Source organism: Flammeovirga sp. MY04 (assembly GCF_001682195.2).
In the GTDB taxonomy this organism is placed as follows: Bacteria; Bacteroidota; Bacteroidia; order Cytophagales; family Flammeovirgaceae; genus Flammeovirga; species Flammeovirga yaeyamensis.
The window spans coordinates 3,696,233-3,719,127 of record NZ_CP003560.2 but is presented as its reverse complement, the minus strand read 5'-3'; the positions used below and the strand labels follow the sequence as shown (position 1 = coordinate 3,719,127).

General features: G+C 36.6%; 16 protein-coding genes. 12 read left to right on the top strand and 4 right to left on the bottom strand.

Translation table 11 applies throughout. The annotated features are described in order from the left end of the window. Positions 1–21: 21 nt before the first annotated feature. Genes MY04_RS14885 through mutS form a run of 3 tightly spaced genes read right to left on the bottom strand, consistent with a single transcriptional unit; the run spans position 22 to position 4,203 of the window. On the bottom strand, positions 22–990 hold the full coding sequence (locus MY04_RS14885; protein ID WP_066210814.1) for a glycosyltransferase family 2 protein: 969 nt from the start codon (positions 988–990) through the stop codon (positions 22–24). Between the two features lie 22 nt (positions 991–1,012). Continuing rightward, positions 1,013–1,543 carry a DUF4199 domain-containing protein gene (locus tag MY04_RS14880; protein ID WP_066210812.1) on the bottom strand — a complete coding sequence of 177 codons (531 nt, stop codon included), beginning with the start codon at positions 1,541–1,543 and terminating at the stop codon, positions 1,013–1,015. A gap of 44 nt (positions 1,544–1,587) precedes the next feature. Continuing rightward, complete coding sequence (mutS, locus tag MY04_RS14875) at positions 1,588–4,203, bottom strand: DNA mismatch repair protein MutS (protein ID WP_066210810.1); 2,616 nt, start codon at positions 4,201–4,203, stop codon at positions 1,588–1,590. 542 nt (positions 4,204–4,745) lie between these two features. Here mutS and MY04_RS14870 point away from each other — a divergent pair. From MY04_RS14870 to MY04_RS14845, 6 genes are all read left to right on the top strand, one after another. Then, on the top strand, positions 4,746–5,759 hold the full coding sequence (locus MY04_RS14870) for a DHH family phosphoesterase (RefSeq protein ID WP_066210808.1): 1,014 nt from the start codon (positions 4,746–4,748) through the stop codon (positions 5,757–5,759). A 19-nt stretch (positions 5,760–5,778) separates the two neighbouring features. After that, complete coding sequence (locus tag MY04_RS14865; RefSeq protein ID WP_066210806.1) at positions 5,779–6,690, top strand: FKBP-type peptidyl-prolyl cis-trans isomerase; 912 nt, start codon at positions 5,779–5,781, stop codon at positions 6,688–6,690. A gap of 176 nt (positions 6,691–6,866) precedes the next feature. Beyond that, the gene (locus tag MY04_RS14860; protein ID WP_066210803.1) at positions 6,867–7,991 is read left to right on the top strand and encodes an FKBP-type peptidyl-prolyl cis-trans isomerase; all 1,125 of its coding nucleotides are present in this window, start codon (positions 6,867–6,869) and stop codon (positions 7,989–7,991) included. A gap of 26 nt (positions 7,992–8,017) precedes the next feature. After that, positions 8,018–8,572, top strand: coding sequence for an FKBP-type peptidyl-prolyl cis-trans isomerase (locus MY04_RS14855; protein ID WP_066210802.1), 555 nt, complete (start codon positions 8,018–8,020; stop codon positions 8,570–8,572). Positions 8,573–8,778: 206 nt separating this feature from the next. Next, positions 8,779–12,162: a preprotein translocase subunit SecA gene (gene secA, locus MY04_RS14850; protein ID WP_066210800.1), complete on the top strand. Its 3,384-nt coding sequence runs from the start codon at positions 8,779–8,781 to the stop codon at positions 12,160–12,162. 99 nt (positions 12,163–12,261) lie between these two features. Continuing rightward, positions 12,262–12,843 carry an SPOR domain-containing protein gene (locus tag MY04_RS14845; RefSeq protein WP_066210798.1) on the top strand — a complete coding sequence of 194 codons (582 nt, stop codon included), beginning with the start codon at positions 12,262–12,264 and terminating at the stop codon, positions 12,841–12,843. Positions 12,844–13,007: 164 nt separating this feature from the next. Here the strand turns inward: MY04_RS14845 and MY04_RS14840 are convergent, their stop codons facing one another. Beyond that, on the bottom strand, positions 13,008–13,886 hold the full coding sequence (locus MY04_RS14840; protein ID WP_066210796.1) for an SDR family oxidoreductase: 879 nt from the start codon (positions 13,884–13,886) through the stop codon (positions 13,008–13,010). A 257-nt stretch (positions 13,887–14,143) separates the two neighbouring features. Here MY04_RS14840 and MY04_RS14835 point away from each other — a divergent pair, with 257 nt between their 5' ends. From MY04_RS14835 to MY04_RS14810, 6 genes are all read left to right on the top strand, one after another. Continuing rightward, complete coding sequence (locus MY04_RS14835) at positions 14,144–15,250, top strand: efflux RND transporter periplasmic adaptor subunit (protein WP_066210794.1); 1,107 nt, start codon at positions 14,144–14,146, stop codon at positions 15,248–15,250. An 11-nt stretch (positions 15,251–15,261) separates the two neighbouring features. After that, positions 15,262–18,417 (top strand): efflux RND transporter permease subunit, encoded by a 3,156-nt coding sequence (locus tag MY04_RS14830; RefSeq protein WP_066210793.1) that lies wholly within the window; start codon positions 15,262–15,264, stop codon positions 18,415–18,417. After that, positions 18,404–19,741: a TolC family protein gene (locus MY04_RS14825; protein ID WP_066210792.1), complete on the top strand. Its 1,338-nt coding sequence runs from the start codon at positions 18,404–18,406 to the stop codon at positions 19,739–19,741. The genes MY04_RS14830 and MY04_RS14825 overlap by 14 nt, the downstream gene beginning before the upstream one ends. Positions 19,742–19,842: 101 nt before the next feature. After that, positions 19,843–20,895: a sensor histidine kinase gene (locus MY04_RS14820; RefSeq protein ID WP_158297716.1), complete on the top strand. Its 1,053-nt coding sequence runs from the start codon at positions 19,843–19,845 to the stop codon at positions 20,893–20,895. Between the two features lie 2 nt (positions 20,896–20,897). Further along, positions 20,898–21,668, top strand: coding sequence for a LytR/AlgR family response regulator transcription factor (locus MY04_RS14815; protein WP_066210788.1), 771 nt, complete (start codon positions 20,898–20,900; stop codon positions 21,666–21,668). A gap of 85 nt (positions 21,669–21,753) precedes the next feature. After that, a complete protein-coding gene (locus tag MY04_RS14810) occupies positions 21,754–22,854 on the top strand; it encodes a hypothetical protein (protein ID WP_066210787.1) in 1,101 nt (366 codons plus the stop codon). The last annotated feature ends 41 nt before the right edge of the window (positions 22,855–22,895 follow it).

Genomic DNA, 22,895 nt, shown 5'->3' with positions numbered 1-22,895 from the left:
TTTCATTACTTAGTTCTCTTTTTATAGTTTTTCTTTAATATGATAATCGTTACGATTCGGTTGATTTAGAGAAACCATTTCAGCAATAAATCCAGTCATGAACATCTGTGTACCGATAATCACGGCGGTTAAAGCCAGATAGAACAACGGCTGTTCGGTTACTTCTCTAGCTACTTTTAGATTATTTATAGATAAGTATACTTTCTCTGCCAATAACCATACTGCAGCAATTGCACCAGATAAAAAGGATAATGTTCCTAGTAATCCAAAGAAATGCATTGGTGCTTTCTTAAAGCGGGATACAAAGGTAATCGACATCAAGTCTAAGAAACCATTGATAAAACGCTCCAAACCAAATTTAGTAGATCCGTACTGACGAGCACGGTGCTCGACTACTTTTTCTCCAATGTTACCAAAGCCATTCCATTTGGCAATGACAGGAATATAACGATGCATCTCACCATATACTTCTACCACCTTCACCACATCTAATCGGTAGGCTTTTAAACCACAGTTCATATCGTGTAGTTTAATTCCAGATAAAGCACGAGTGGCAGCATTGTAGATTTTGGTAGGAATCGTTTTAGTAATTGGATCATAGCGTTTCTTCTTCCAGCCGGAAACAATATCATATCCATCTTCAAGAATCATTCTTCTTAATTCAGGAATTTCATCTGGACTGTCTTGAAGATCGGCATCCATGGTAATCACCACTTCTCCAGAAACCTCTTGGAAACCCATTTGTAAAGCAGCGGATTTACCATAATTTCTTAAGAAGCGAATCCCTTTAATCCAATTATATCTCTCTTTTAATTCACATATGACTTCCCAGGAATTGTCAGTGCTTCCGTCATCCACCAAACACACTTCTCCCACTAAGCTTTCTTGTTTGAAAACTCTATCGATCCATTCAATAAGTTCAGGAAGAGATTCCGACTCATTTAGTAATGGAACAACAACAGAAACATCTATTTTTTTATCCGAAGACATATATCATTAATTATTTTAAATACTAAACTGCGTCAGGGTTTTCTTGTTTTAAGATGAAAGCAATCATCAAAGCAATAATACAAGACATGATAACAGAACTAATAATACCTGCTACTAATGCTAATGGAGTATTTACAAACATCTCAGTAATACTCATTGCCTGATCAATTTGATCATTGGTTAATTGAGGATTTTTTTCAAGTTCTAATCTCGCTTCTTCTAATACAGTTTGAATACCTGAATCATCGATAAAAGTGATGTAGACATAATTTAAAACAGAGGATATAAGAGAAGAGATTACCCCCATAAAAGCACCTGTTTTAAATGCTTGTCCAAAAGGTAAATATCCATTGGTCTCTGATTTATATTCCCTTACTGCCATAAACATAGCGGTAATCGTTACAACCATACCCAAAGAGGAAAGAAGGCCATCTTGTGACTTATCCAATACCGTTAAAAAAATATAGTATACAAATGAGAATACACCTGCAATTGCACCATATTTCATGGCAACTGGAAACTTGTTTGGTTGTTCTGTTTCGTTCAAATTCATATCAAATAATAGTTTAATAGATTGTTTTTGACTAAAAAAATAATTTAAGATAAAAGCTTTTTTAGTTCATTCAACTTCATCATAGCATCCAAAGGAGTCATGGTATTGATATCCAATTGTTCCATTTCTTCCTTTAATTTTTTAGCTACAGGGTCCGAAGCTGTATCAAATATAGAAAGTTGATAATTCTCTTTCGGAACCTCTTTGATTTTTTCTTTATTTTTTTCCTTTCTTTTATCTTTTTCTAGGTGATCAAGAATTTCTTCAGATCTTCTCACCACATTATTCGGCATTCCGGCCAATTGAGCGACATGAATACCGAAACTATGTTCACTTCCTCCTTCCTTCAGTTTTCTCAAGAAGATAATTTTCTTCTGATATTCTTTTACAGATACATTGAAGTTTTTGATACGAGGGAAATCTTCGGCCAATTCGTTCAACTCATGGTAGTGAGTAGCAAACAACGTCTTCGCTCTCGCTTTTTGATGATTGTGCAGATACTCTACAATTGCCCATGCAATAGACACACCATCGTAAGTACTTGTACCACGACCAATTTCGTCCATTAAGACCAAAGATCTATCAGATATATTGTTTAGAATACTCGCCGTCTCCGTCATTTCTACCATAAACGTAGATTCACCTTTCGATAAGTTATCTGAGGCACCTACTCTGGTAAATACTTTATCTACAATACCAATATTGGCTCCTTTTGCCGGAACAAACGATCCCATTTGTGCCATCAAAACTATCAAAGCTGTCTGACGAAGCAAAGCCGATTTACCCGACATGTTAGGGCCAGTTATCACCATGATTTGTTGCTCTTGATTGTCCAAGAAGACATCGTTAGGAATATAAGGATCATCGGCGGATAATTGTCTTTCGATCACTGGGTGACGTCCTTCTTTAATATCCAACGCCTGATCGTCTGTAATATTCGGACGAACATATTGATATTCGATCGCATTAATAGCGAAAGAAAGCAGGCAGTCAATCTTAGCTAAAGTGGAAGCCGTCTGCTTAATAGGAGTGATGTACTTATTGGCTGAGTGCACCAAATCCATAAAGATTTTATTCTCAATTACCGAAATCTGTGATTCCGCATTCAGAATTTTCTCTTCGTATTGTTTTAATTCCTCAGTGATGTATCGCTCGGCATTGACTAATGTCGATTTACGAATCCATTCCTGAGGCACTTTATCTCTATGCGTATTTCGAACTTCTAAATAGTAGCCGAATACTTTATTGTAACCAATTTTTAAAGATGGAATTCCTGTACGTTCACTTTCTCTTTCCTGAATTTTCTGAAGGAAATCCTTTCCAGAATGAGAGATCATACGTAACTCATCCAAATCTTTATCTACCCCTTCTCGGATCATGTTTCCTTGGGCAGGGTTGATAGGAGGATTGTCTTGTAATTGTTGCTCGATACGTTCTACAAGAACATCACAAGTATTAATATGGTCTGCAATCTCTTTAATTTCGGAAGCCTGACAAGTCGATAACAACTTTTTGATAGGTGCCGAATGTTGTAAAGCCTTTTTGATATAGACTAATTCTCTTGGATTGACTCTTCCAACCGCCACTTTTGATATCAAACGCTCAATATCATTTACTTGCCTTAAATGAGCTAAGGCATCTTCTGCCGTGTCTTCATTTTCTACAAAGTAATTGACTACAGCTAAGCGATGATCAATACTTTTCTTGTCTTTAAGAGGGAGTACAGTCCATTTTTTCATCAAACGTGCTCCCATAGGAGTCACACATCGATCTAGAATATCAATTAAAGGAATACCACCGTCATTCTGAGGGTAAATCAACTCCAAACTTCTTGCAGTAAACTTATCCAACCAAACATATTTATCTTCCTGAATCCTACTGATCTGATGAATATGTTCGATCTGATGATGTTCCGTCAGCTCTAAATAATTTAAAATCGCACCCGCAGCGATAATCGCAAGAGGAAGATTTTCAATACCAAATCCCTTTAAGTTTTTTGTCTTAAAATGACCGGTTAATTTATCATAAGCATATTCAGATGTATACACCCAATCATCCTGACGGAAAGTAGGGTAGGCATCACCAAAAAGTTCTTTATACTTTTCTTGATCGTTTCGGCAATACAAAACTTCTGAAGGGGCAAACCCTTGAAGTAGTTTATCAATATAATTTTGATCGCCCTGTGCAACAAAAAATTCACCAGTCGAAATATCAAGGAAAGAAATACCTAAATGACCTTTCACAATATGTACTGCACACAAATAGTTATTTTGTTTTACGTTCAGTACATTATCATTCATAGAAACGCCAGGAGTTACTAACTCCGTAATGCCTCTTTTAACGACACCTTTTGCTGTTTTAGGATCTTCTAATTGGTCTACAATAGCAACTCTTTGCCCAGCTTTTACTAATTTAGGTAGATAGGTATCTAAAGAATGATGTGGAAAACCTGCCAACGCCATTTCGGAAGCTGCTCCATTCGAACGCTTCGTTAAGACAATATCAAGAATTTTGCTAGCAGTGATGGCATCATCACCAAATGTCTCATAAAAATCACCTACTCGAAACAGTAGCATCGCGGTCGGATGCTTTGCCTTAATCGCATTAAACTGTTTCATCATTGGAGTTTCCTTCTTCGCTTTAGATTTCCCTTTCGCCAATGTGTTCCGTTAATTTAATTCACTTTTAGATCACCAACTGTTACATCAGTTGGTACTCAAAATACTTAAGTTGACAAATTTAGGTAATGAGTGATTAACTAACTAATCAAATACAAGCTTAGAAATCAGAATTAGGTAACTTTTGAAATAAAAAAAGGGATATCACAAAGTGAAGTCCCTTTTTCGCACGATCTTAACTAATCTACTACCTAATCAATTTTTATTATCCTTTGTTCTGTTCGAACGATTGATTAATAAAAAGGTTGTGTAATTTCTTTTTTTTAACAAATCGAGTCTGTTTTTACCTTTTATTTTCAATTGTAAATTGAATTTAATTTAGATTTATTATTGCTTTAAAACCTTGAAGTTCTGTGGTTTAGTGTCAAAAAAAACTAAATAAAGTACATAAACAGGTTAGATAATTGATAATAAATTGATTAAGAGTACATTTTTTAAGACTTTTGTGTGCTAATTCATATGCACCAGTATGATTTATTTGACGATTTGATTGTTTATGTAATCATGCTACGAGAAATTAATTTATGCATAATTTTAATACGCTTAAAGAATTCTTAGAAGAGCCAAGAAATGTGGTGATTATACCACATACTAAACCGGATGCCGACGCAATAGGGTCAGCTTTGGGTTTGTCGTGGTATTTAAGAAAATTCGAGCATACGACAACTGTTCTTTCACCGAACGACTATCCTTCGTTTTTACATTGGATGCCAGGACATGAGGAAGTTGTTATTCATGATAAAGAAAACGCAGAGGCTTCAGAGGAAATTATTAATAACGCTGATGCTATTTTCTGTGTAGATTTTTCTGCCTTAAGTAGAATAGAAGATTTAGGTCCAATGGTTGAAAAGCAATTAAGCAATAAAACCATTGTAATGATCGACCATCATAGAGGAAAAGTAGAATTCGCCGACTATGAACTTTGGGATATTGATGCTGCCGCTGCTGCTCAGTTGATTTATGAGTTTATAGATTTAGACGAAGGAACAAATAAAATTGACCAACGTATCGCAGCATGTTTATATGCAGGTATTGTTACTGATACTGGGTCGTTTAAATATCCTAGTGTAAGCAGCCGTACATTAAGAATTGCAGCTGCACTTAAAGATACAGGATTAGACACAGCTCGTCTTTACAATCTAATCTATGATAATAATACAGAGACAAGATTACGTTTTCTTGGTCATGCATTAAAAGAAAATCTAACGTTTTGGCCAGAGTTAAATACTGGTTTCTTTACAGTTTCACAAGACGATAGAGATCACTTTAAACTGCAGTCTGGAGATACTGAGGGATTAGTGAACTATGCACTATCTGTCAACGGAATCAAAATCGCTGCTATTTTTAAAGAAAAAGACGAAAGAGATGGAATTAAAGTATCTCTTCGCTCAATTGGAGATTTTTCTGTTGCTGATTTAGCTGCCGAACATTTTAATGGCGGTGGACACAAAAACGCAGCAGGAGGCCGAGTGGACGGAATGACAATAGACGAGGCAGTAGTCTTGTTTAAGAAAGTTTTAGAAGAGAAACTGAAATAGATTTTTTATTGAACTAAATATGCAAATTACTAAAAAAATTGCAGTAGCTGCCCTTATGTTGGGAGCTGTTGCTTGTGCTAAGAAAACTCCTTCAGGGAAAGAGTTTAAAATTGTTGAAAGCGGAAATGGAGTGAAACCAATCGAAAACAATGTAGTAGAATTTAAATTCAGTATTTCTGATGATAAAGACTCAACATTATTCGAAAACTCTATGATGGGTAGAGGTGAGTACGAAATGTTCGTTCTTCCTCCAGATTCAGTTTTCAAAAAAGCAATTGCTGAAGGTCAACAAATTGATCCAATTATCGAGATGTTAACAATGGCTCATGAGGGTGATTCAACTCAAATGTCTATTGTTGCTAAAGATTTCTTTGGTAAAATGTTACCTCCATTCGTAAAAGACAGCTTAGACGTAGTAAAAGTTGGTCTTCGTATCTCAAGAGTATTTGATAACAGAGAGGACTATACTCAAGTAAAAGAGGCTGAAATGGAAGCAGCTGCTGAAGCACAAAAAGCTACAGACGATAAAGTAATCACTGATTTCTTAACTGAAAACAAAATTGAAGGTGTTCAGAAAACAGAATCAGGTTTATATTACATCATCACTAAAGAAGGTAAAGGTGAGAACCCTACGGCAGGTGATAATGTGAAAGTACACTACACAGGTACATTATTAGATGGTTCTAAATTCGATTCTTCTGTAGATCGTGGGCAACCATTACCGTTTGTATTGGGTCAAGGTAGAGTAATCAAAGGTTGGGACGAAGGTATCGCTTTGTTAAACAAAGGGGCTAAAGCTACTTTGTATATCCCTTCTGGATTAGCTTACGGACCAAGAGCAATGGGTGCTCAAATTCCAGCCAATTCTGTTCTTAAATTTGACGTTGAGTTAGTTGACTTCACGAAAGCTGAAACTCCTGCTTCAAAATAATTTAAGGATTAAGATAAGTTTCTTAAATAGACTTATTTAATTATAACATATTTAAATACAGCAGATTTACCACTGTCAAGAGTGGTAAATTTGTTGTCATACAATAGGGTAGATTTGTATTCCTCTAATTTGAGGTGAAATGATTGAAATCTAATTTAATAAAACCTACTTATCTTATGAACAATACTTACAACAAGTTCTTTAAATTTATTGCATCTGCAGGCTTCTTATTAGCCTTATCAGGATGTCTTAAAAATGACATTGTCGATTACGTAGCTCAGGATACTCAAACCCTGGAAAACTACTTGAACGATAATGATATTGAGTATTTCAAAACTTCATCATTAGGTTCAGGTTACGGGGTATACATTACTCCTAACGCGGGAATCCTTTTCCCACCTGCTAAACCAGACGAAAGTGGTCATGATACACGTATTATTGAAACTACTCTAGACCTTAGAAGATTTGATCAATCGCTTATCGGTAACGAACAAGTTGATACTGATCCTGATAACTTGGTTACACAAGTTTTCTTAAAAGATTCTACATATACTTTTGCAATGCGTAGAGGTGCAATTTGCTTAGGTTACATGGATGCAGTAATTAATCTAAATGGTATTGAAGTACCAGAAAGAGTTTATATTCCATCTTATTTAGCATTTGGAGGTACGGCTTCTACAGGTATTGGATTAGAATTCAATGATATTGTTACAGCTGAGAATCTAAAAATTAAAGCTGTGAGAAATGTGTACACTCAAGCAGAACACGAAAAGCAATTGGCAATTACTTATGCAAAAGATTCTTTAGGGATTAATGTAGATGTATCAGATACTTTATTCACAAACAAATCTATTGTTGAAGAAGAATATGGTAAAGATGGTCAATTACTTGAGTTACCAGATTACATCGTTAAAAAGGTAGTAACAGAAGGATCAGGTGATGTGATTGCAGCAGGAGATACAGTTAATGTTCGTTACGAAGGTAAATTTATCGGTGTAACATCGCCTAATAGAGAAAATATCGTATTTGATTCTAATGAAGATGCTGATTCTCCATTAAATGTTGTAGTTTACGAAAGTAGTAAAGATGCTAATGATAGCAACGCTTCATCTCAAGTAATTAATGGTTGGTACAAAGCATTAAGAACAATGAAAAAAGGAGAAACTGCTATCTTTGTATTACCATCGCATACTGCGTATTGGGATACTGGTGATAACGCACAAACTTTTGATTTGTTCAAAAAAATCCGTCCTTTCAAAACGTTGGTTTTTGAAATCACTGTGGAAGCAGACGAAGATTAATAAAATCAGTCAATTTTTATAAAACTATGCAAATTCGCATTCCATATTTATTTTTAGTATTCGCTGCTTGTTTCAGCATCTTTTCTTGTACAACAAAAACGGAAGTACTTGAAGAAATAAACGAAGAAGCTGCCGAAGATTTTTTAATCAGACAATACATTGTTGCGGATAGTGTATTTGTTGCAGATAATGATAGCGATGTAGATCAGTACTTTAAGTTTGGTGTGTATATGACATCAACAGGTACGACTACTGGAGAGCCTATTAACCCGGATAGAAAAATCTCTTTTGGTGATTCTATTCACGTAACTTATACGGGTTGGGTAATGGGACCTGAAGCTGTTCCTTTTGATAGTAATGTTTTAACAGGTGTGCCTTTTGAAGTAGTACTTGGAAAAACTTCAGTTATCGAAGGGTGGAATATTGCATTGTTTGAAATGCACGAGCATGAAAAGACGAAGGTTGTCATTCCTTCAACTTATGGATACGGTGTGGCCGGGAGTCCTCCAAGTATTCCAGGTAGATCATCATTAGTATTTACCATGCAAGTGGATAGTTTATGGAAAACAGACGAACAATAAAGTCTAAGAAATAAATGAAAAACCGAAGAAAACTCTGATTTTCTTCGGTTTTTTTTGCTTCATAGTAAAAAATGTGAATAATCATATATATCTTCTATCTAGTAACTATTGAAAATCGTTTAATTACATTAAATTTGTTGCGATTATCTAAGCACTAAAATAGGTAGTCAGTTCAATCGTTAAGATCATACAATTAAAATACATATATGTTAGATTCCATAACCAAATTATTTTCAAAGGTTTTTGGTACAAAATCAGAAAGGGACCTAAAGAAAATTACCCCTTATCTTGATAAAATTAATACTGAATATCAAAAGCTTCAAAATATTTCCGATGATGAGTTAAGAGCTAAGACTGCTTATTTCATCGATTATATTGAGCAAGGATTACAAGGTATCGACAAGCAAATTGGTGATTTAAAAGAGTCAGTTGAAAACGATCCAAAATTGGATTTGGCTTTCAAGGACAAAGCTTTTAAAGATATTGATAAGCTAAAGAAAGACCGAAATGAGAAATTAGAAGAAATTTTAATGGACCTTTTACCTCAAGCGTTTGCTGTAGTAAAAGAAACAGGTCGTAGATATACAGAAAATAAAGCAATTACTGTTACTGCAACGGATTATGACCGCGAAATGGCGGCAAAATACGAGAACGTAACCATCGATGGAGATAAAGCTACTTGGTCTAACAAGTGGTTGGCTGCAGGTAACGAAGTAGAATGGAACATGATCCACTACGATGTACAGTTATTGGGTGGTATTTTCCTTCACCAAGGTAAAGTAGGTGAAATGATGACGGGTGAAGGTAAAACACTCGTAGGTACATTGCCAGCTTACCTTAACGCATTGGCTAAGCGTGGTGTTCACGTTGTAACTGTGAACGATTACCTTGCAAAGCGTGACTCGGAATGGAATGCTCCTTTATTCCAATTCCATGGTTTATCGGTAGATTGTATCGATAAGCACCAACCTAACTCTGAATCAAGAAGAAAAGCATATCGTTCTGATATCACTTATGGTACAAACAACGAATTTGGTTTCGATTACCTACGTGATAACATGGCGAGAGATAAGGACGATCTAGTGCAAAGAGAACATCACTTTGCCATGATTGATGAGGTAGACTCTGTTCTTATTGACGACGCTCGTACTCCTTTGATTATCTCAGGTCCTGTACCTAAAGGTGATCAACAAGAAGAGTTTGCTGAATTAAGACCTAAGGTTCAAACATTAGTAGATGAGCAACGTAAGCAGGCTCAAAAAATGTTGAACGAGGCGAAAAAATTAATCAAAGATGGTGATAAGACTCAAGGTGGATTACAATTACTAAGAGTACACAGATCACTTCCAAAATATAAACCTCTAATTAAATTCCTTGGTGAAGAAGGAATGAAGCAATTGCTTCAAAAAGTGGAAGGCGAATACATGCAAGACAACAACCGTCGTATGCCTGAAGCGGATGAACCTTTGTTATTCGTGATTGAGGAAAAGAACAACAGTGTGGAGTTGACTGAAAAAGGTATCAAAACCGTTACAGGTCACAACTCTCCAGACTTCTTTATTTTACCTGACTTGGCAACAGGTATTGGTAAAATTGAAAATGATCCTGAGATGGAAGACGAAGCTAAAATTGAAGCAAAAGATGCTTTGATTGCGGACTTCGATACAAAATCTCAACGTATTCACTTGATGAAACAATTGCTTAAGGCGTATACTTTATTCGAAAAAGATGTAGATTACATCTTGGTAGACAATAAAGTAAAAATCGTCGATGAGCAAACAGGTCGTGTGATGGAAGGACGTCGTTATTCTGACGGTCTTCACCAAGCACTAGAAGCAAAAGAAAACGTAAAAATCGAAGATGCTACTCAGACGTATGCAACAGTAACGCTTCAAAACTACTTCCGTATGTACCATAAATTAACGGGTATGACGGGTACGGCAATTACTGAAGCAGGTGAATTCTGGGAAATCTACGAATTGGATGTAGTAACAGTTCCAACTCACCGTCCGATTGTTCGTGCGGATAGAGAGGATTTTGTTTACAAGACTGTTCGTGAGAAATTCAACGCTGTAGCTGAAGAAGTATTGAAGTTGGTAGAACAAGGACGTCCAGTGCTTGTGGGTACAACATCAGTAGAAAACTCAGAGATCATGTCTCGTATGTTGAAGATGAGAGGTATTGAGCACCAAGTCTTAAACGCGAAACAACACGGTCGTGAAGCAGAGGTTGTAGCCAAAGCAGGTCAGTCAGGTGCAGTAACTATTGCAACCAACATGGCAGGTCGTGGTACGGATATTAAGTTACCTGTAGAAGTAAAAGAAGCAGGTGGTTTAGCAATTATCGGTACATCACGTCATGAATCTCGTCGTGTAGACCGTCAGCTTAGAGGTCGTTCAGGTCGTCAAGGTGATCCAGGATCCTCTCAATTCTTCGTTTCATTGGAAGATAACTTGATGCGTTTATTCGGTTCTGACCGTATTGCATCTGTAATGGATAGATTAGGTTTGGAAGAGGGTGAAGTAATTCAGCACTCAATGATTACTAAATCTATCGAAAGAGCACAAAGAAAAGTAGAGGAAAATAACTTTGCTATTCGTAAGCGTCTACTAGAATATGATGACGTGATGAACTACCAAAGAGAGGTGATCTACCGTCGTCGTAGAAACGCCTTATTTGGAGATCGTCTTCAAGTAGATATCATGAACTCATTCTTTGATGTTTGTGTAAATATCTCAGAAACTCACGTAGGTAACTACGAAGGATTCAAATTAGATGCATTAAAAATTCTTGGTGTAACCACTCAAATTAGTGAAGAAGGATTCCAAGAACATAATGAAGAGTATTTAACTCAAGAATTATATAAAGAAGCATTAGAGCATTACAAGGCGAAAAATGCATCGATTTGGGAGAAAGCAAAACCTATCTTCGAAAAAGTGAAAGAAGAAAGAGGTGGTGTAGTTGAAAACATCGTGATGCCATTTACGGATGGTAACAGAATGTTCCAAATCAATGTAAACCTTGATAAAGCATTATCTTCTGACGGAGATGAGGTGAGCGCTGCTTTAGGTCAAAGTGCTACTTTAGCTGTAATCGACCACTTGTGGAAAGATCACTTACGTGAAATGGACGAGTTGAAACAACAAGTTCAAAACGCCGTTCACGAACAAAAAGATCCATTATTGATCTATAAATTTGAATCATTCGAGTTGTTCAAGTCATTCTTAGCAGAAGTAAACGACGAGATTATCTCGTTCTTATCAAAAGCTAGAATTCCTGTACAAGAGCAACCTCCTATGCCAGCGGCTCCTCAACAGCCAAGACGTCCTGAACCACAAGTGACAGCGTCGAAAGCAGAAGCAGGTTCAGCTTTAGGAAATGATCCAAAACCTCAACAAGGCGAGGGTGTTCCTCCACAAGCACCAAGAGGTCCTGTAGAGGTGGTGAAGCCAAGACACAGTGATAAAACATACCAAAGAAACGACCGTGTAACTGTAAAGTATCAAGACGGTACGGTAAAAGAAGGTGTGAAATACAAAACTGTTGAGGTGGATGTAGAAAAAGGTAACTGCGTGATTTTAGAATCATAGTAGTTCAAAAATATATATTCAGGAGTGGACTCTTAAGAGGATCCACTCCTGTTTTACATTCAAACTCCATAGAAAATAGAATATTATCTGATCATTATTATGAAGTTACTCTTACGATTTTTTTTAGTTGGTTTATTTTTAGGAGCGATAAGCTGTAAACCTTCTCAAACCACGACCACTTCTTCGGCAGATTTAATTGATACTGATTTTTCGAAATACATGCCAACCCCAGAAAAAGTGGAAGCTTCAAAACCTCAAGAAGTGGAAGAAGCGGTAACGTCTACTACTTTACCTACAGGTGATGTAAATGAAGAGGTCAATACTATTTTAGGAGATTTATCTTCAAGAGATTTAGGTGGTATTCCTATCTATAGAATATTAGTGTATTCGGGAAGAGATAGAGCTAGAGCAGAAGATGTAGTGTATAACCTTAAAGAAAGATTTGGTAACTACGAAGTTGACCTTACTTTTGAGCAACCGAACTATAAGGTGAAAGCAGGTTACTACTACGATAGATTAACGGCGCATGCTGAACACACAAAAATCAAAAAGAAATACAGAACAGCTTTTCTTCTAAAGGAAAAAATGGATGTAAAAGATGTTCAAGCTCGTATCGACAGAGCTGAAGCTAGAAAAGAAGCTGCAGAATTAGGCGAAGACGAGGACGAAAGTAATGATTAATTGATCATCAAATAGTTGGTGATTATACTATAGTTTAACTGAAGAATATCTTAATGATGTTCTTCAGTTATTTTTTTGTCAAGACTTTTAAATTAATAAATCCCCTTAAAATCAAATAATGATTTTTAAGGGGATTTATTTTTTGAAGCAGTGGCTTCTACTATTTATTTTTTTTTATTGGATTGACGAATGGATGAGGCGATATCATCCCAAACAGGAGAAGGTATTGCATCTAAATGATTGAATTCTCCGGCTCCTTTTAACCACTCACCTCCATCAATAGTCACCACTTCTCCATTCATATACGCAGAGAAATCTGACATTAGATAGGCGGCTAAATTGGCGAGTTCTTGATGTTCACCCACACGGCCTACAGGCACTCTACCTGCTTCATCAAATTGTTCTCTGATATTTTCTGGGAACAATCTATCCCAAGCACCTTTTGTAGGGAATGGCCCTGGCGCAATAGCATTCGCACGAATACCGTACTTTGCCCATTCCACCGCTAATGACCTTGTTAGAGCTAAAACACCTGCTTTTGAACAAGCAGAAGGCACCACAAACCCTGATCCGGTAGAAGCATAAGTAGTGACGATATTCAGCATCACTCCCTTAATACCGTTGGCGATCCAATGCTTACCAATCGCCAAAGTGAAATAATAGGTTCCTTTTAAAACGATATCAACAATGGTATCAAAAGCTTTGTGACTAAGTCGTTCTGTAGGACTGATAAAATTACCTGCAGCGTTATTTAATAAACCATCAATCTGACCAAATTTATGGGAGGCTTCTTTGATGACATTTTCTATCTGATCGTACTTTCTGACATCGCAAACCACATAAAATGGTCGTTTGCCTGTTTGTTCTTCCAATTCATCTGCGGCTGCTTTGAGCTTTTCTTCTTTACGACTGCAGATCGTTACGTTAGCGCCGAGTTCTAAAAAATATTTTGTCATGGACTTGCCCAATCCTGTTGCTCCACCTGTAACGATGTAGTTTTTTCCTTGGAGTGCATTGTCCCTTAACATAGGTTCGTTGTACATGTTGATTATTGGTTTGTAATCGAATAGGTATAGTAAGTTTTACCCAACTAATATAAAAAGGAATCATTTTGAATACCTATAATTTACCTCAAAAAATGAGATTTTACTCAAAACTGTCTTTTTGATTCATCCCGAATATTCAAGGTTCATCCCCCAATTTTCCGGCTTCGTCTACCTTTAATTTATATAGAGGGAGAGTTTGAGGATGTTTGTATCGTAATCAATCATCAAAAACATATCAGAAAATCTAATTGGAAATGAAGATCAAACATTTATACCTCATACTAAGTCCTGTGATTATCGCCACTGCATTTTTTGCAGTAAAAGCTTTACCAGAAAAGAAAGAAGAAGCACCCAACGAAGACAAAAGCGTCATTGCTGTCAATGTGGAGTATGCTGAACTTCAGACTTTACAAAACAATATAGAAGTAACCGGAAAACTGAAGGCAAAAGATAGATACGAAATCTATGCTGAAGTAGAAGGTCGCTTATTACCATCGGCTAAGAAATTTAGAGAAGGAAATTATTATAAAAAAGGTCAGGTTTTACTTCAAATCGATCAGCAAGAACGTTACATGACGTTGTTGGCTGACAAGAGTAATTTCATGACGGAGTTAACGGCTATTCTCCCTGATTTAAAAGAAGATTTTTCAGAAAGTTACCCTACTTGGAATCAGTATTTGAAAGAATTGGATATCAAAAAGCCTTTGAAAGTTCTGCCTGAACCGAAGACGGAAAAAGAAAAATATTTTATTGCTGGTAACGGGATTTATAGCTCATATTATACCATCAAATCATCAGAAGAAAAATTAAGTAAATACACTATTTATGCTCCATTCAGTGGGGTGATATCAAAAAGTGATGTGGAAGCGGGAACTGCCGTAAGAGCAGGTCAGGAACTAGGAGAGATGGTTAATTTATCATCTTATGAGTTAGAAGTGACAGCTCCTTTGAAAAACATCGAACACTTCAAAAAAGGAAATAAAGTGAAGCTGTACTCTTCAGAATTAGATTCGGAATGGACGGGTACGGTGATCAGAATTGGAAATACTTTGGATGCGAATTCTCAGAGTGTGAAAGTCTATATCCAAACTTCTGGAAAAGATTTAAAAGAAGGAATGTTCTTAATGGCTCAAGTGAATAGCGCCGCTTACGAGAATGCGATGTTGATCCCAAGAAAATTGATCTTCAATGACAATCAAGTTTATGTAGTGAAGGACAATAAGTTGGAAGTGCAAGAAATCGAAGTGATGGAAACCTTTAAGTCGGATGCGATTGTAAAAGGAGTGCCAACGAAAACGGCGGTGTTGATGACCAATATCAAAAACCCTTACACAGGAATGAAAGTACAAGTATTGAACTAAGCTGAACGATCATGAAGAAATTAATATCCTATTTTATCAAATTTCCAGTGGCGGTCAACTTAGTGATGGCACTGACACTGGTACTGGGTTTTATGGCGGCTCGAAATATGACGAGTACGTTTATGCCCAACGCTCCTATGCGATTTATTTATGTAGATGTTGTTTATCCTGGATCTTCTGCTGAAGAGATTGAAGAGGGAGTGATCCTCAAAATCGAAGAAGAATTAAAAGGATTGGAAGGGTTGGATCAGATCACTTCATACTCTCAGGAAAACGTAGGTAAGATTACGTTGGAGATGTTCAAAGGAACAGATATGGACGAAGCCCTTACTCGTGTGAAAAACGTTGTTGAAGGTATTTCTTCTTTCCCTTTGGATGTGGAGTCTGTCGTTTCATCCAAGCACGAAGATTCCAATTTCAGTTTCATGTTTGGTATTACTGGAGAGGGTGTTTCTCTAAAATCGTTGAAAGAAACGGCTAGAAAAGTCGAGAAAGATTTATTGGCGATGAAAGGGATTTCTAAAATTGAAATCTCAGGATACCCAAGTGAAGAGATCGCTATTTTACTTCAGGAAGATGCCTTGGAAAGTTATAACATGACTTTTGAAGAGGTGGCCATGGCTGTTCAAGGAGCAAACTTGGATATGACAGGCGGTAGTATCAAAGACGGTGAAGAGGAGTTTTACATTAGAGCCAATAACAAAGGGTATTCATCAAAAGAGTTGGATCATATTATTATTCGTCAAACGGATAATGGAGGTGTGATTCGTTTGAAAGATGTGGCAAAAGTAGTCGATCAATGGGAAGATGCTCCCGCTAGAGCCACACTAAATGGTAAAAGAGCGGTAACGGTTACTATCAATAATACTTTCAGTGAAGATATTCTTCAAACAGCAGATGTGCTTCACGATTATATCAAAACATTTAACGAACAAAACGAAGTATTACACATTGATGTCATCCGAGATCAATCCGATTTATTAGGTCAGCGTTTGGACTTACTAATTGATAATGGTGTGATGGGTATTGTCCTTGTATTGGTTGTTTTATCCTTGTTCCTGAACCCAAGAATCGCCTTTTGGGTAGCTTTAGGAATACCATTCTCCATTTTCGGAATGTTTATTCTGATCTCCTTTACAGGGGTGACTATCAATATGATTTCTCTTTTTGCATTGATTGTAGTTCTAGGTATTCTTGTGGACGACGCAATTGTTGTGGCGGAGAACATCTATCAGCATTACGAAAAGGGAAAACCAGCGATCAGAGCTGCAATTGATGGTACCATGGAGGTATTACCCGCAGTCATCTCTGCTGTATTGACCACCATCGTAGCGTTCTCCACTTTCTTGTTCTTGGACGGTACAATGGGAGATTTCTTTAAAGACATGTCCTGGATCGTAGGATTGATATTATTCGTGTCGCTTATCGAATGTCTGATTGTACTACCTGCGCATTTAGCCTTCTCAAAAGCATTTAAAAAAGATGGGAAAACCGAGTCGAATATCATTATCAAAACGGTAGATAAATACTTATTCTTATTTAGAGATAAAGTATATAAACCCGTCTTAGCGTTCGCTCTTAAGAATAAAGCCATCACGTTTAGTATTACTATTGCCCTGTTTATTTTCTCAGTAGGAATGATGGCAAAAAAAGTCGTTCCTGCTACTTTCTTCCCTAACATTGAAGGAGATGATGTAACCATCACATTGGTGATGCCGAACGGTACACAGCAAGAAGTTACCGAAAAGGGAGTACAACAAATCGAAGCAGCCATTGATGTTGTCAACGATAAAATGAGACCTAATCAGCAAGGCGATAAGGATATTATCAAGATGGTGAATATGGTGTACATGGGGTCTGGACATCAAGTACAGTTTAACCTTACTTTATTAGGAGCAGAAGTTCGTCAGGGTTCTACGGCAGATGTAAGTAACATGTTGTCGGAAGAAATTGGTAAGATTCCAGGAGCTGAATCCATCAGTTTTGCTTCATTCTCACCTTTCGGTGATCCTGTGGTAGTTTCTCTAAGAGGTGATGATTTGGACGAACTGGAAGTGGTGAAAAAGGAATTGAAACTCCGTATGGAAAAGATGCCTGAGTTGAGAAACGTAAAGGACAATAACCCAACAGGGAATAGAGAAATCCATATCTCATTAAAAGAAAAAGCTTATCAGTTAGGCTTAACGGAACAGCAGGTGATTTCACAGATTCGTCAAGGTTTCTTTGGGTACGAGATTCAGAGAATCCAAAGAGGACAAGATGAAGTGAAGGTGTGGGTACGTTATGATATGGATAACAGAAACAGCTTCGGAGACCTTGAAAAGATGAAAATCAGAATGGGTAATGGTGTCGCTTATCCTTTTTCTGAAGTAGCCAACTTTGAAATAGAAGACGGTTACTCATCAATTAATCACATTGATTTTAACAGAGAGATGAAATTAACGGCTCAACTGAAAAATCCAGATGATGCCCTTCCAGATATCCTCAATAAGATAAAAACAGAATTGTTACCAGATCTTCTTCATGATCATCAAACGGTGGAAGCCGACTTTGATGGCCAAAAGAGAGAACAAGAGAAAGTTTCTAATTCTGCAGTCAAAGTGATTCCGATTGTGTTTATCCTGATGTTTACGATAGTAGTCTTCACTTTAAGATCATTCAGTCAAGCCTTTACAGTATTTGCTTTAGTACCGCTGAGTTTCATTTGGGTAGTATTAGCACACTACATCCATGGGTTTGCAATTAGTTTGATGTCGTTTATGGGAATCATTGCCTTACTCGGCGTGATGGTGAATGATGCCTTGGTATTGATTAACGCTTTCAACCTCAACTTAAAGGCAGGGTTGAAATTCGATGAGGCGTTAATCGAAGCCTGTGTCTCTCGTTTCCGTCCGATTTTCTTAACCACAGTAACCACTGTTGCAGGTATGGGACCGATGGTATTAGAGAAAAGTTTACAAGCTCAGTTCTTGATTCCAATGGTGATTACCATCTCCTACGGTATTGCAGGAGCGACACTCATTACATTGATTATACTTCCAGTTTGTATCAAGATGTTCAACCAAATTAAGGTGAAGCTGAAAGAGTTGAACACGGGAGTGAAAGTAGAAAAAGAATCAGTAGAATCAGCAATCAAAGAATTGGCATACGACTATGAAGAAGCTTAATATTATTATCCTTAGTTTCTTGATGTTGGCAGGAAACACCTTTGCTCAGGAAAAAATGAGTATCAACGACGCCATTCAATTGGCTTTAACCAACAACCATAATTTAAAAGCAGTTGCTGTAAATAAAGAACAAGCTAATAATAATGCGACGGCTGGTATGGCGGGATTACTTCCTTCAGTTACCGCAAATGCTACTGCAGATTATAGCAATAACGATACAGAAATGGAGTTTATGAACACTGGGGCTCCTTCTGATTCCGATAATAGAATGGTCTTGGACAATGCTGCATCGACTACTTATGATGCTAATATTAGAATGGATTATGTACTTTTTAACGGTAATGGTAATCGATTTACCTTGAACCAACTTCGTGAGAGTGCGACTTTGGAAGAGATTCGATTTAAGCAAGAAGTAGAAACAACGGTGCTTCAAGTGGTAGAAGCATTTTATGATATTTCTCGTGAGCAAGAGAATTTAAATATTTCCAAGGAGACGATTGTCACATCAAATAAACGATTGGAACGATTGAAAAACCGTTACCTATTGGGTCAATCGACAAAGTTGGAAGTATTAAATGCCGAGGTGGATTTGAATAGCGATAGCACTTCATACCTTCAAACTGAACAAGCTTATTATACTGCGATTAGAAAACTGAATGTAGTATTAGGCGGAGAGGTAAATGCACTTTACGAAGTAGATTCTAATTTCGATTTCATTCAAGGTTTAACGGCCGATGTGATTTTGGATAAGGCAATGACGGAGAACTTGTCATTATTAGCACAACAGAAACAAGAAGAGATTACGGAATTGGATTTGAAGATTGCAAAAGCATCAAAAGTACCGACAGTATCTACTTATGCCTCTTACGGATACAATAGAATGAACAACGATGCAGGTCAGGTTTTATATAGTGAAAACCTGGGAATGCAAGCCGGAGTAACGATGTCGTTTAATGTGTTTAACGGACATCAACAAAAGAAAAAAGAACAGAATGCCAAGTTAAACGTAATCGCTCAACAAGAAACGACCATGCAGTTGACCAAAGAATTGCAAAGAGACGTAATGAATGCATGGTCGGATTACGATTATAAACAACGCATTGCCAATATGGAGGCGAAAAGTATGGAGCAGGCGGAAATGAACTTCAGACAGACCAAAGAACAATATGAACTTGGTCAGGTGACAAGCATCGATTTCCGTACGGCACAAACCAACCTTCAAACCGCTAAGAATAGATTGAACGATGCTTTGTACAACGCCAAAGTGGCTGAGTATTCTATCCTTCAACTTTCGGGTGATCTACTAGATCAAATTAATGAATAGGATTTATTTTCTGTGAGAAAAATAGATTGATTGAATTTACACCAAAGTATATAGCACTTAGACAATTAGGCTCTAAGTGCTATTGCTTATATTTGATGTATATGAAAAAGAAAAAGAATTTAATGTGGCTCTTTTTCCTGCCACTAACAGTTTTTTGTATCATACTTATCCCAATGTCGACATTGGCGATTAGTGGCTATATATCTGAAAATAAAATCAGGCATTTTCTTACGGAGATGCTTCCTATGATTCTATTTTTCTCCACATTGGCAGTATTCACCTACTATTTTGCTATAGAAAAGCTGAATAAAATCCTTCCATGGAAGAAGAATTTACTACTGAGGGGATTGGTTGATTTTCTTTTGGTTTTAGGGATGACATCATTGATTATGTGGTTTATGCACTATGCTTTTGGCAGCGATACTTTTGTGCAGCGTTTTATTGCTCTCAAAGAATTTGATGCACCCGTCGAGGGAATGTTTGCCCTTCCTCTCATCGAAAACATATTATTTGTAGTAGCGATTGAAGCTATTGAGGTAATTAACGAAAGAAACGAATTAGAGCTGAACCTTGAAAGGATGGAGAAAGCTCAATTGCAAACGAAATATTCTGCTTTAAAGAATCAATTAGACAATCATTTTCTATTTAATAATTTGAGTGTTTTATCTTCTTTAATTTATGAGGATATCGAAAAGTCGGATCAATTTATTCAAGAATTTGCCAAAGTATATCGCTATGTACTTACCATTAGTGAGGATGTTCTAGTACCTGTCGAACAAGAACTTGATTTTATCGACGCCTATTTATTCCTCTTAAAGATTCGTTTTGAAGAAGGGTTGATCATCAAAAATGAATTGGATAACGATATTCCCGAAAAATTAATTCCTCCATTGTCGCTTCAAGTATTGATTGAGAATGCGATTAAGCACAATCAAATATCAAAAAGAAACCCTTTAGAGATCCGTGTTTATCAGGAAAATGATCAGATAATCGTGTCGAATAACTATCAATTAAGAGATGCTAAAGAAATAGAATCCACTCATACAGGCCTCAAAAATCTGACAGAAAAGTATAAATTAATTTCTGATCTCACCCCACGTTTTGGAGTTAAAGAGGATCAATATATAGCAGAGTTACCACTGATAAATCAATAAATATGTATAAAGTTCTGATTGTAGAAGACGAGGCACCAAGTGCAAGAAAACTCAAAATGCTTTTAGGGAAATTGGAAGATGATTTTGAAGTAGTAGCCGCTTTAGAATCCATCGAAGAGTGTATCGAATTTTTCGAATCGGGTGAAGAAGTACAGCTCATCTTTATGGATATTCATTTATCGGATGGCAACAGCTTTGAAATCTTTGAGCAGATGCAAGTGGATACACCCATTATTTTTACCACAGCATTTGATCAATACGCTATTAAAGCGTTTAAGCAAAACAGTGTAGATTACTTATTAAAACCCATCAGTTTTGCAGAATTAGACGGAAGTATAGAGAAGTTTAAAAAGCAATATTCGAATAAACAGGAATCGAACAAAATCGATTATGATATGCTGGGGCAAATCGTTGCTCAACAGATGCATCAAGAATACAAAGAGCGATTTATGGTGAGTTATAGAGATGAACTTAGATCAATCAAAGTAGAAGATATCGCCTATATTTTTGCCGAAAGTAAAGCCGTTTTCATTCAAGTGAAAGATGGAAAAATGTATGATGTGAATTATACTATGGATCAGATTGAGCAAAAAATCAACCCTAAACAATTTTTTAGAGTCAATAGAAAGTACATTGTTCACATCAATGCTATTGATAATGTCACGTGGTATTCAAAGACGAAACTGAGAATATTTACTCAGCCGGAAACGCCCTCGGAGTTATTTGTTCCTGCAGATAAGGTGAGTAAGTTTAAGGAGTGGTTGAATAAGTAGCATCAAATTATAGATTCTTAATAATCTATTTTCAGAAGAGTCAGTATTTATTGGTATTTTGCTAGATAATATCAAAGACTCTGAGATGAACATTTTTCTGAATATAAAACAGCATTTTAATTACGATAAATTAGACAAGCAAGAATACAAAAGGTTGGTACGCGACATCATTATGTTGAATATCATCATTTTTAACCTTTTGTGGATGGTCTTTAACTCACTCTTTGAAACAGAAATTGTTAGAGATGCTTTGTTTTATATTTTACCCTATCCTACGTTATTATATCAAGATTATGTATTCGAGAACTTCTATATAATAGAGGTTACATTTATGTGTTTCTATTTGTTGGAGTTTTTATTCTCTTGGTGGGAAGCCACAAAATTAAAGACGTATGCGAAATGGTATTTCTATCCCTTTATCCATTTTTACGATTTGATAGGTAGTTTTCCTGGAATGCACTTTTTCCGTTTGCTTAGAATTTTTGCCATGTTATTTAGATGGCACAGTCAGGAAGTCATCAACCTCGAAAATTTAAGTATTTACAGAACCATTCTTCACATTAAAGAAATTGTGGTAGAAGAAATTTCGGATGCGGTGGTGATTAATGTATTAGAAGGAGTAAAAGATGAAGTCAATACAGGGGAATACGGTAACAATAAATTTTTAAATGATGTCGTCAAGCCCTATCAAGATAATATTTCACGTCTTGCTTCCTCTAAAGTGATGAATGTGGTGAGAAAAGTGCACAAGGATAGAGAAGATGATCTTAAGCAATATGTAGATGTACTCATAGAGGATGCTGTAAAGGAGAATCAAGAAATTAACGATATCAAATTGATTCCTGTAGTTGGAAACTATGCAGCAGGAAGACTCGAGGGAGCTATTTCTGATATTGTCAACACAGTGGTTAACGATATCCTGAAAGACTTATCATCTGCTAAAAATGAAGAAGTGCTTAGAGAAGTGGTTTATCAAGTGATAGAAGGTGTTTTATTTACTAAAGATAAATCAGAGGATTCTCAACTTGTGACAGAATTGACCAATAAAGTATTGGATGAGGTGATAGAACGAGTGGCTGTAAAACAATGGCAGGTGAGGGAGCAGATGTGGGAGAAGAAAAAGCAAGAAGAGATGGCGGAGAAACGTAAATTGAGAGAGAAAGGGTTACATAAGAATGTAGACTAAAAGAGTCCATTTATCTTGTATCATGAGTCAAGGTTTTTACT

What these genes read in the sequence shown, in the direction of transcription:
- MY04_RS14880 (WP_066210812.1), bottom strand. Translation starts at nt 1,543, where the DNA reads ATGAATTTGAACGAAACAGAACAACCAAACAAGTTTCCAGTTGCCATG.
- MY04_RS14865 (WP_066210806.1), top strand. Translation starts at nt 5,779, where the DNA reads ATGCAAATTACTAAAAAAATTGCAGTAGCTGCCCTTATGTTGGGAGCT.
- MY04_RS14810 (WP_066210787.1), top strand. Translation starts at nt 21,754, where the DNA reads ATGAACATTTTTCTGAATATAAAACAGCATTTTAATTACGATAAATTA.
- MY04_RS14825 (WP_066210792.1), top strand. Translation starts at nt 18,404, where the DNA reads ATGAAGAAGCTTAATATTATTATCCTTAGTTTCTTGATGTTGGCAGGA.
- MY04_RS14855 (WP_066210802.1), top strand. Translation starts at nt 8,018, where the DNA reads ATGCAAATTCGCATTCCATATTTATTTTTAGTATTCGCTGCTTGTTTC.
- MY04_RS14835 (WP_066210794.1), top strand. Translation starts at nt 14,144, where the DNA reads ATGAAGATCAAACATTTATACCTCATACTAAGTCCTGTGATTATCGCC.
- MY04_RS14815 (WP_066210788.1), top strand. Translation starts at nt 20,898, where the DNA reads ATGTATAAAGTTCTGATTGTAGAAGACGAGGCACCAAGTGCAAGAAAA.
- MY04_RS14885 (WP_066210814.1), bottom strand. Translation starts at nt 990, where the DNA reads ATGTCTTCGGATAAAAAAATAGATGTTTCTGTTGTTGTTCCATTACTA.
- secA (WP_066210800.1), top strand. Translation starts at nt 8,779, where the DNA reads ATGTTAGATTCCATAACCAAATTATTTTCAAAGGTTTTTGGTACAAAA.
- MY04_RS14830 (WP_066210793.1), top strand. Translation starts at nt 15,262, where the DNA reads ATGAAGAAATTAATATCCTATTTTATCAAATTTCCAGTGGCGGTCAAC.
- MY04_RS14860 (WP_066210803.1), top strand. Translation starts at nt 6,867, where the DNA reads ATGAACAATACTTACAACAAGTTCTTTAAATTTATTGCATCTGCAGGC.
- MY04_RS14845 (WP_066210798.1), top strand. Translation starts at nt 12,262, where the DNA reads ATGAAGTTACTCTTACGATTTTTTTTAGTTGGTTTATTTTTAGGAGCG.
- MY04_RS14820 (WP_158297716.1), top strand. Translation starts at nt 19,843, where the DNA reads ATGAAAAAGAAAAAGAATTTAATGTGGCTCTTTTTCCTGCCACTAACA.
- MY04_RS14870 (WP_066210808.1), top strand. Translation starts at nt 4,746, where the DNA reads ATGCATAATTTTAATACGCTTAAAGAATTCTTAGAAGAGCCAAGAAAT.
- MY04_RS14840 (WP_066210796.1), bottom strand. Translation starts at nt 13,886, where the DNA reads ATGTACAACGAACCTATGTTAAGGGACAATGCACTCCAAGGAAAAAAC.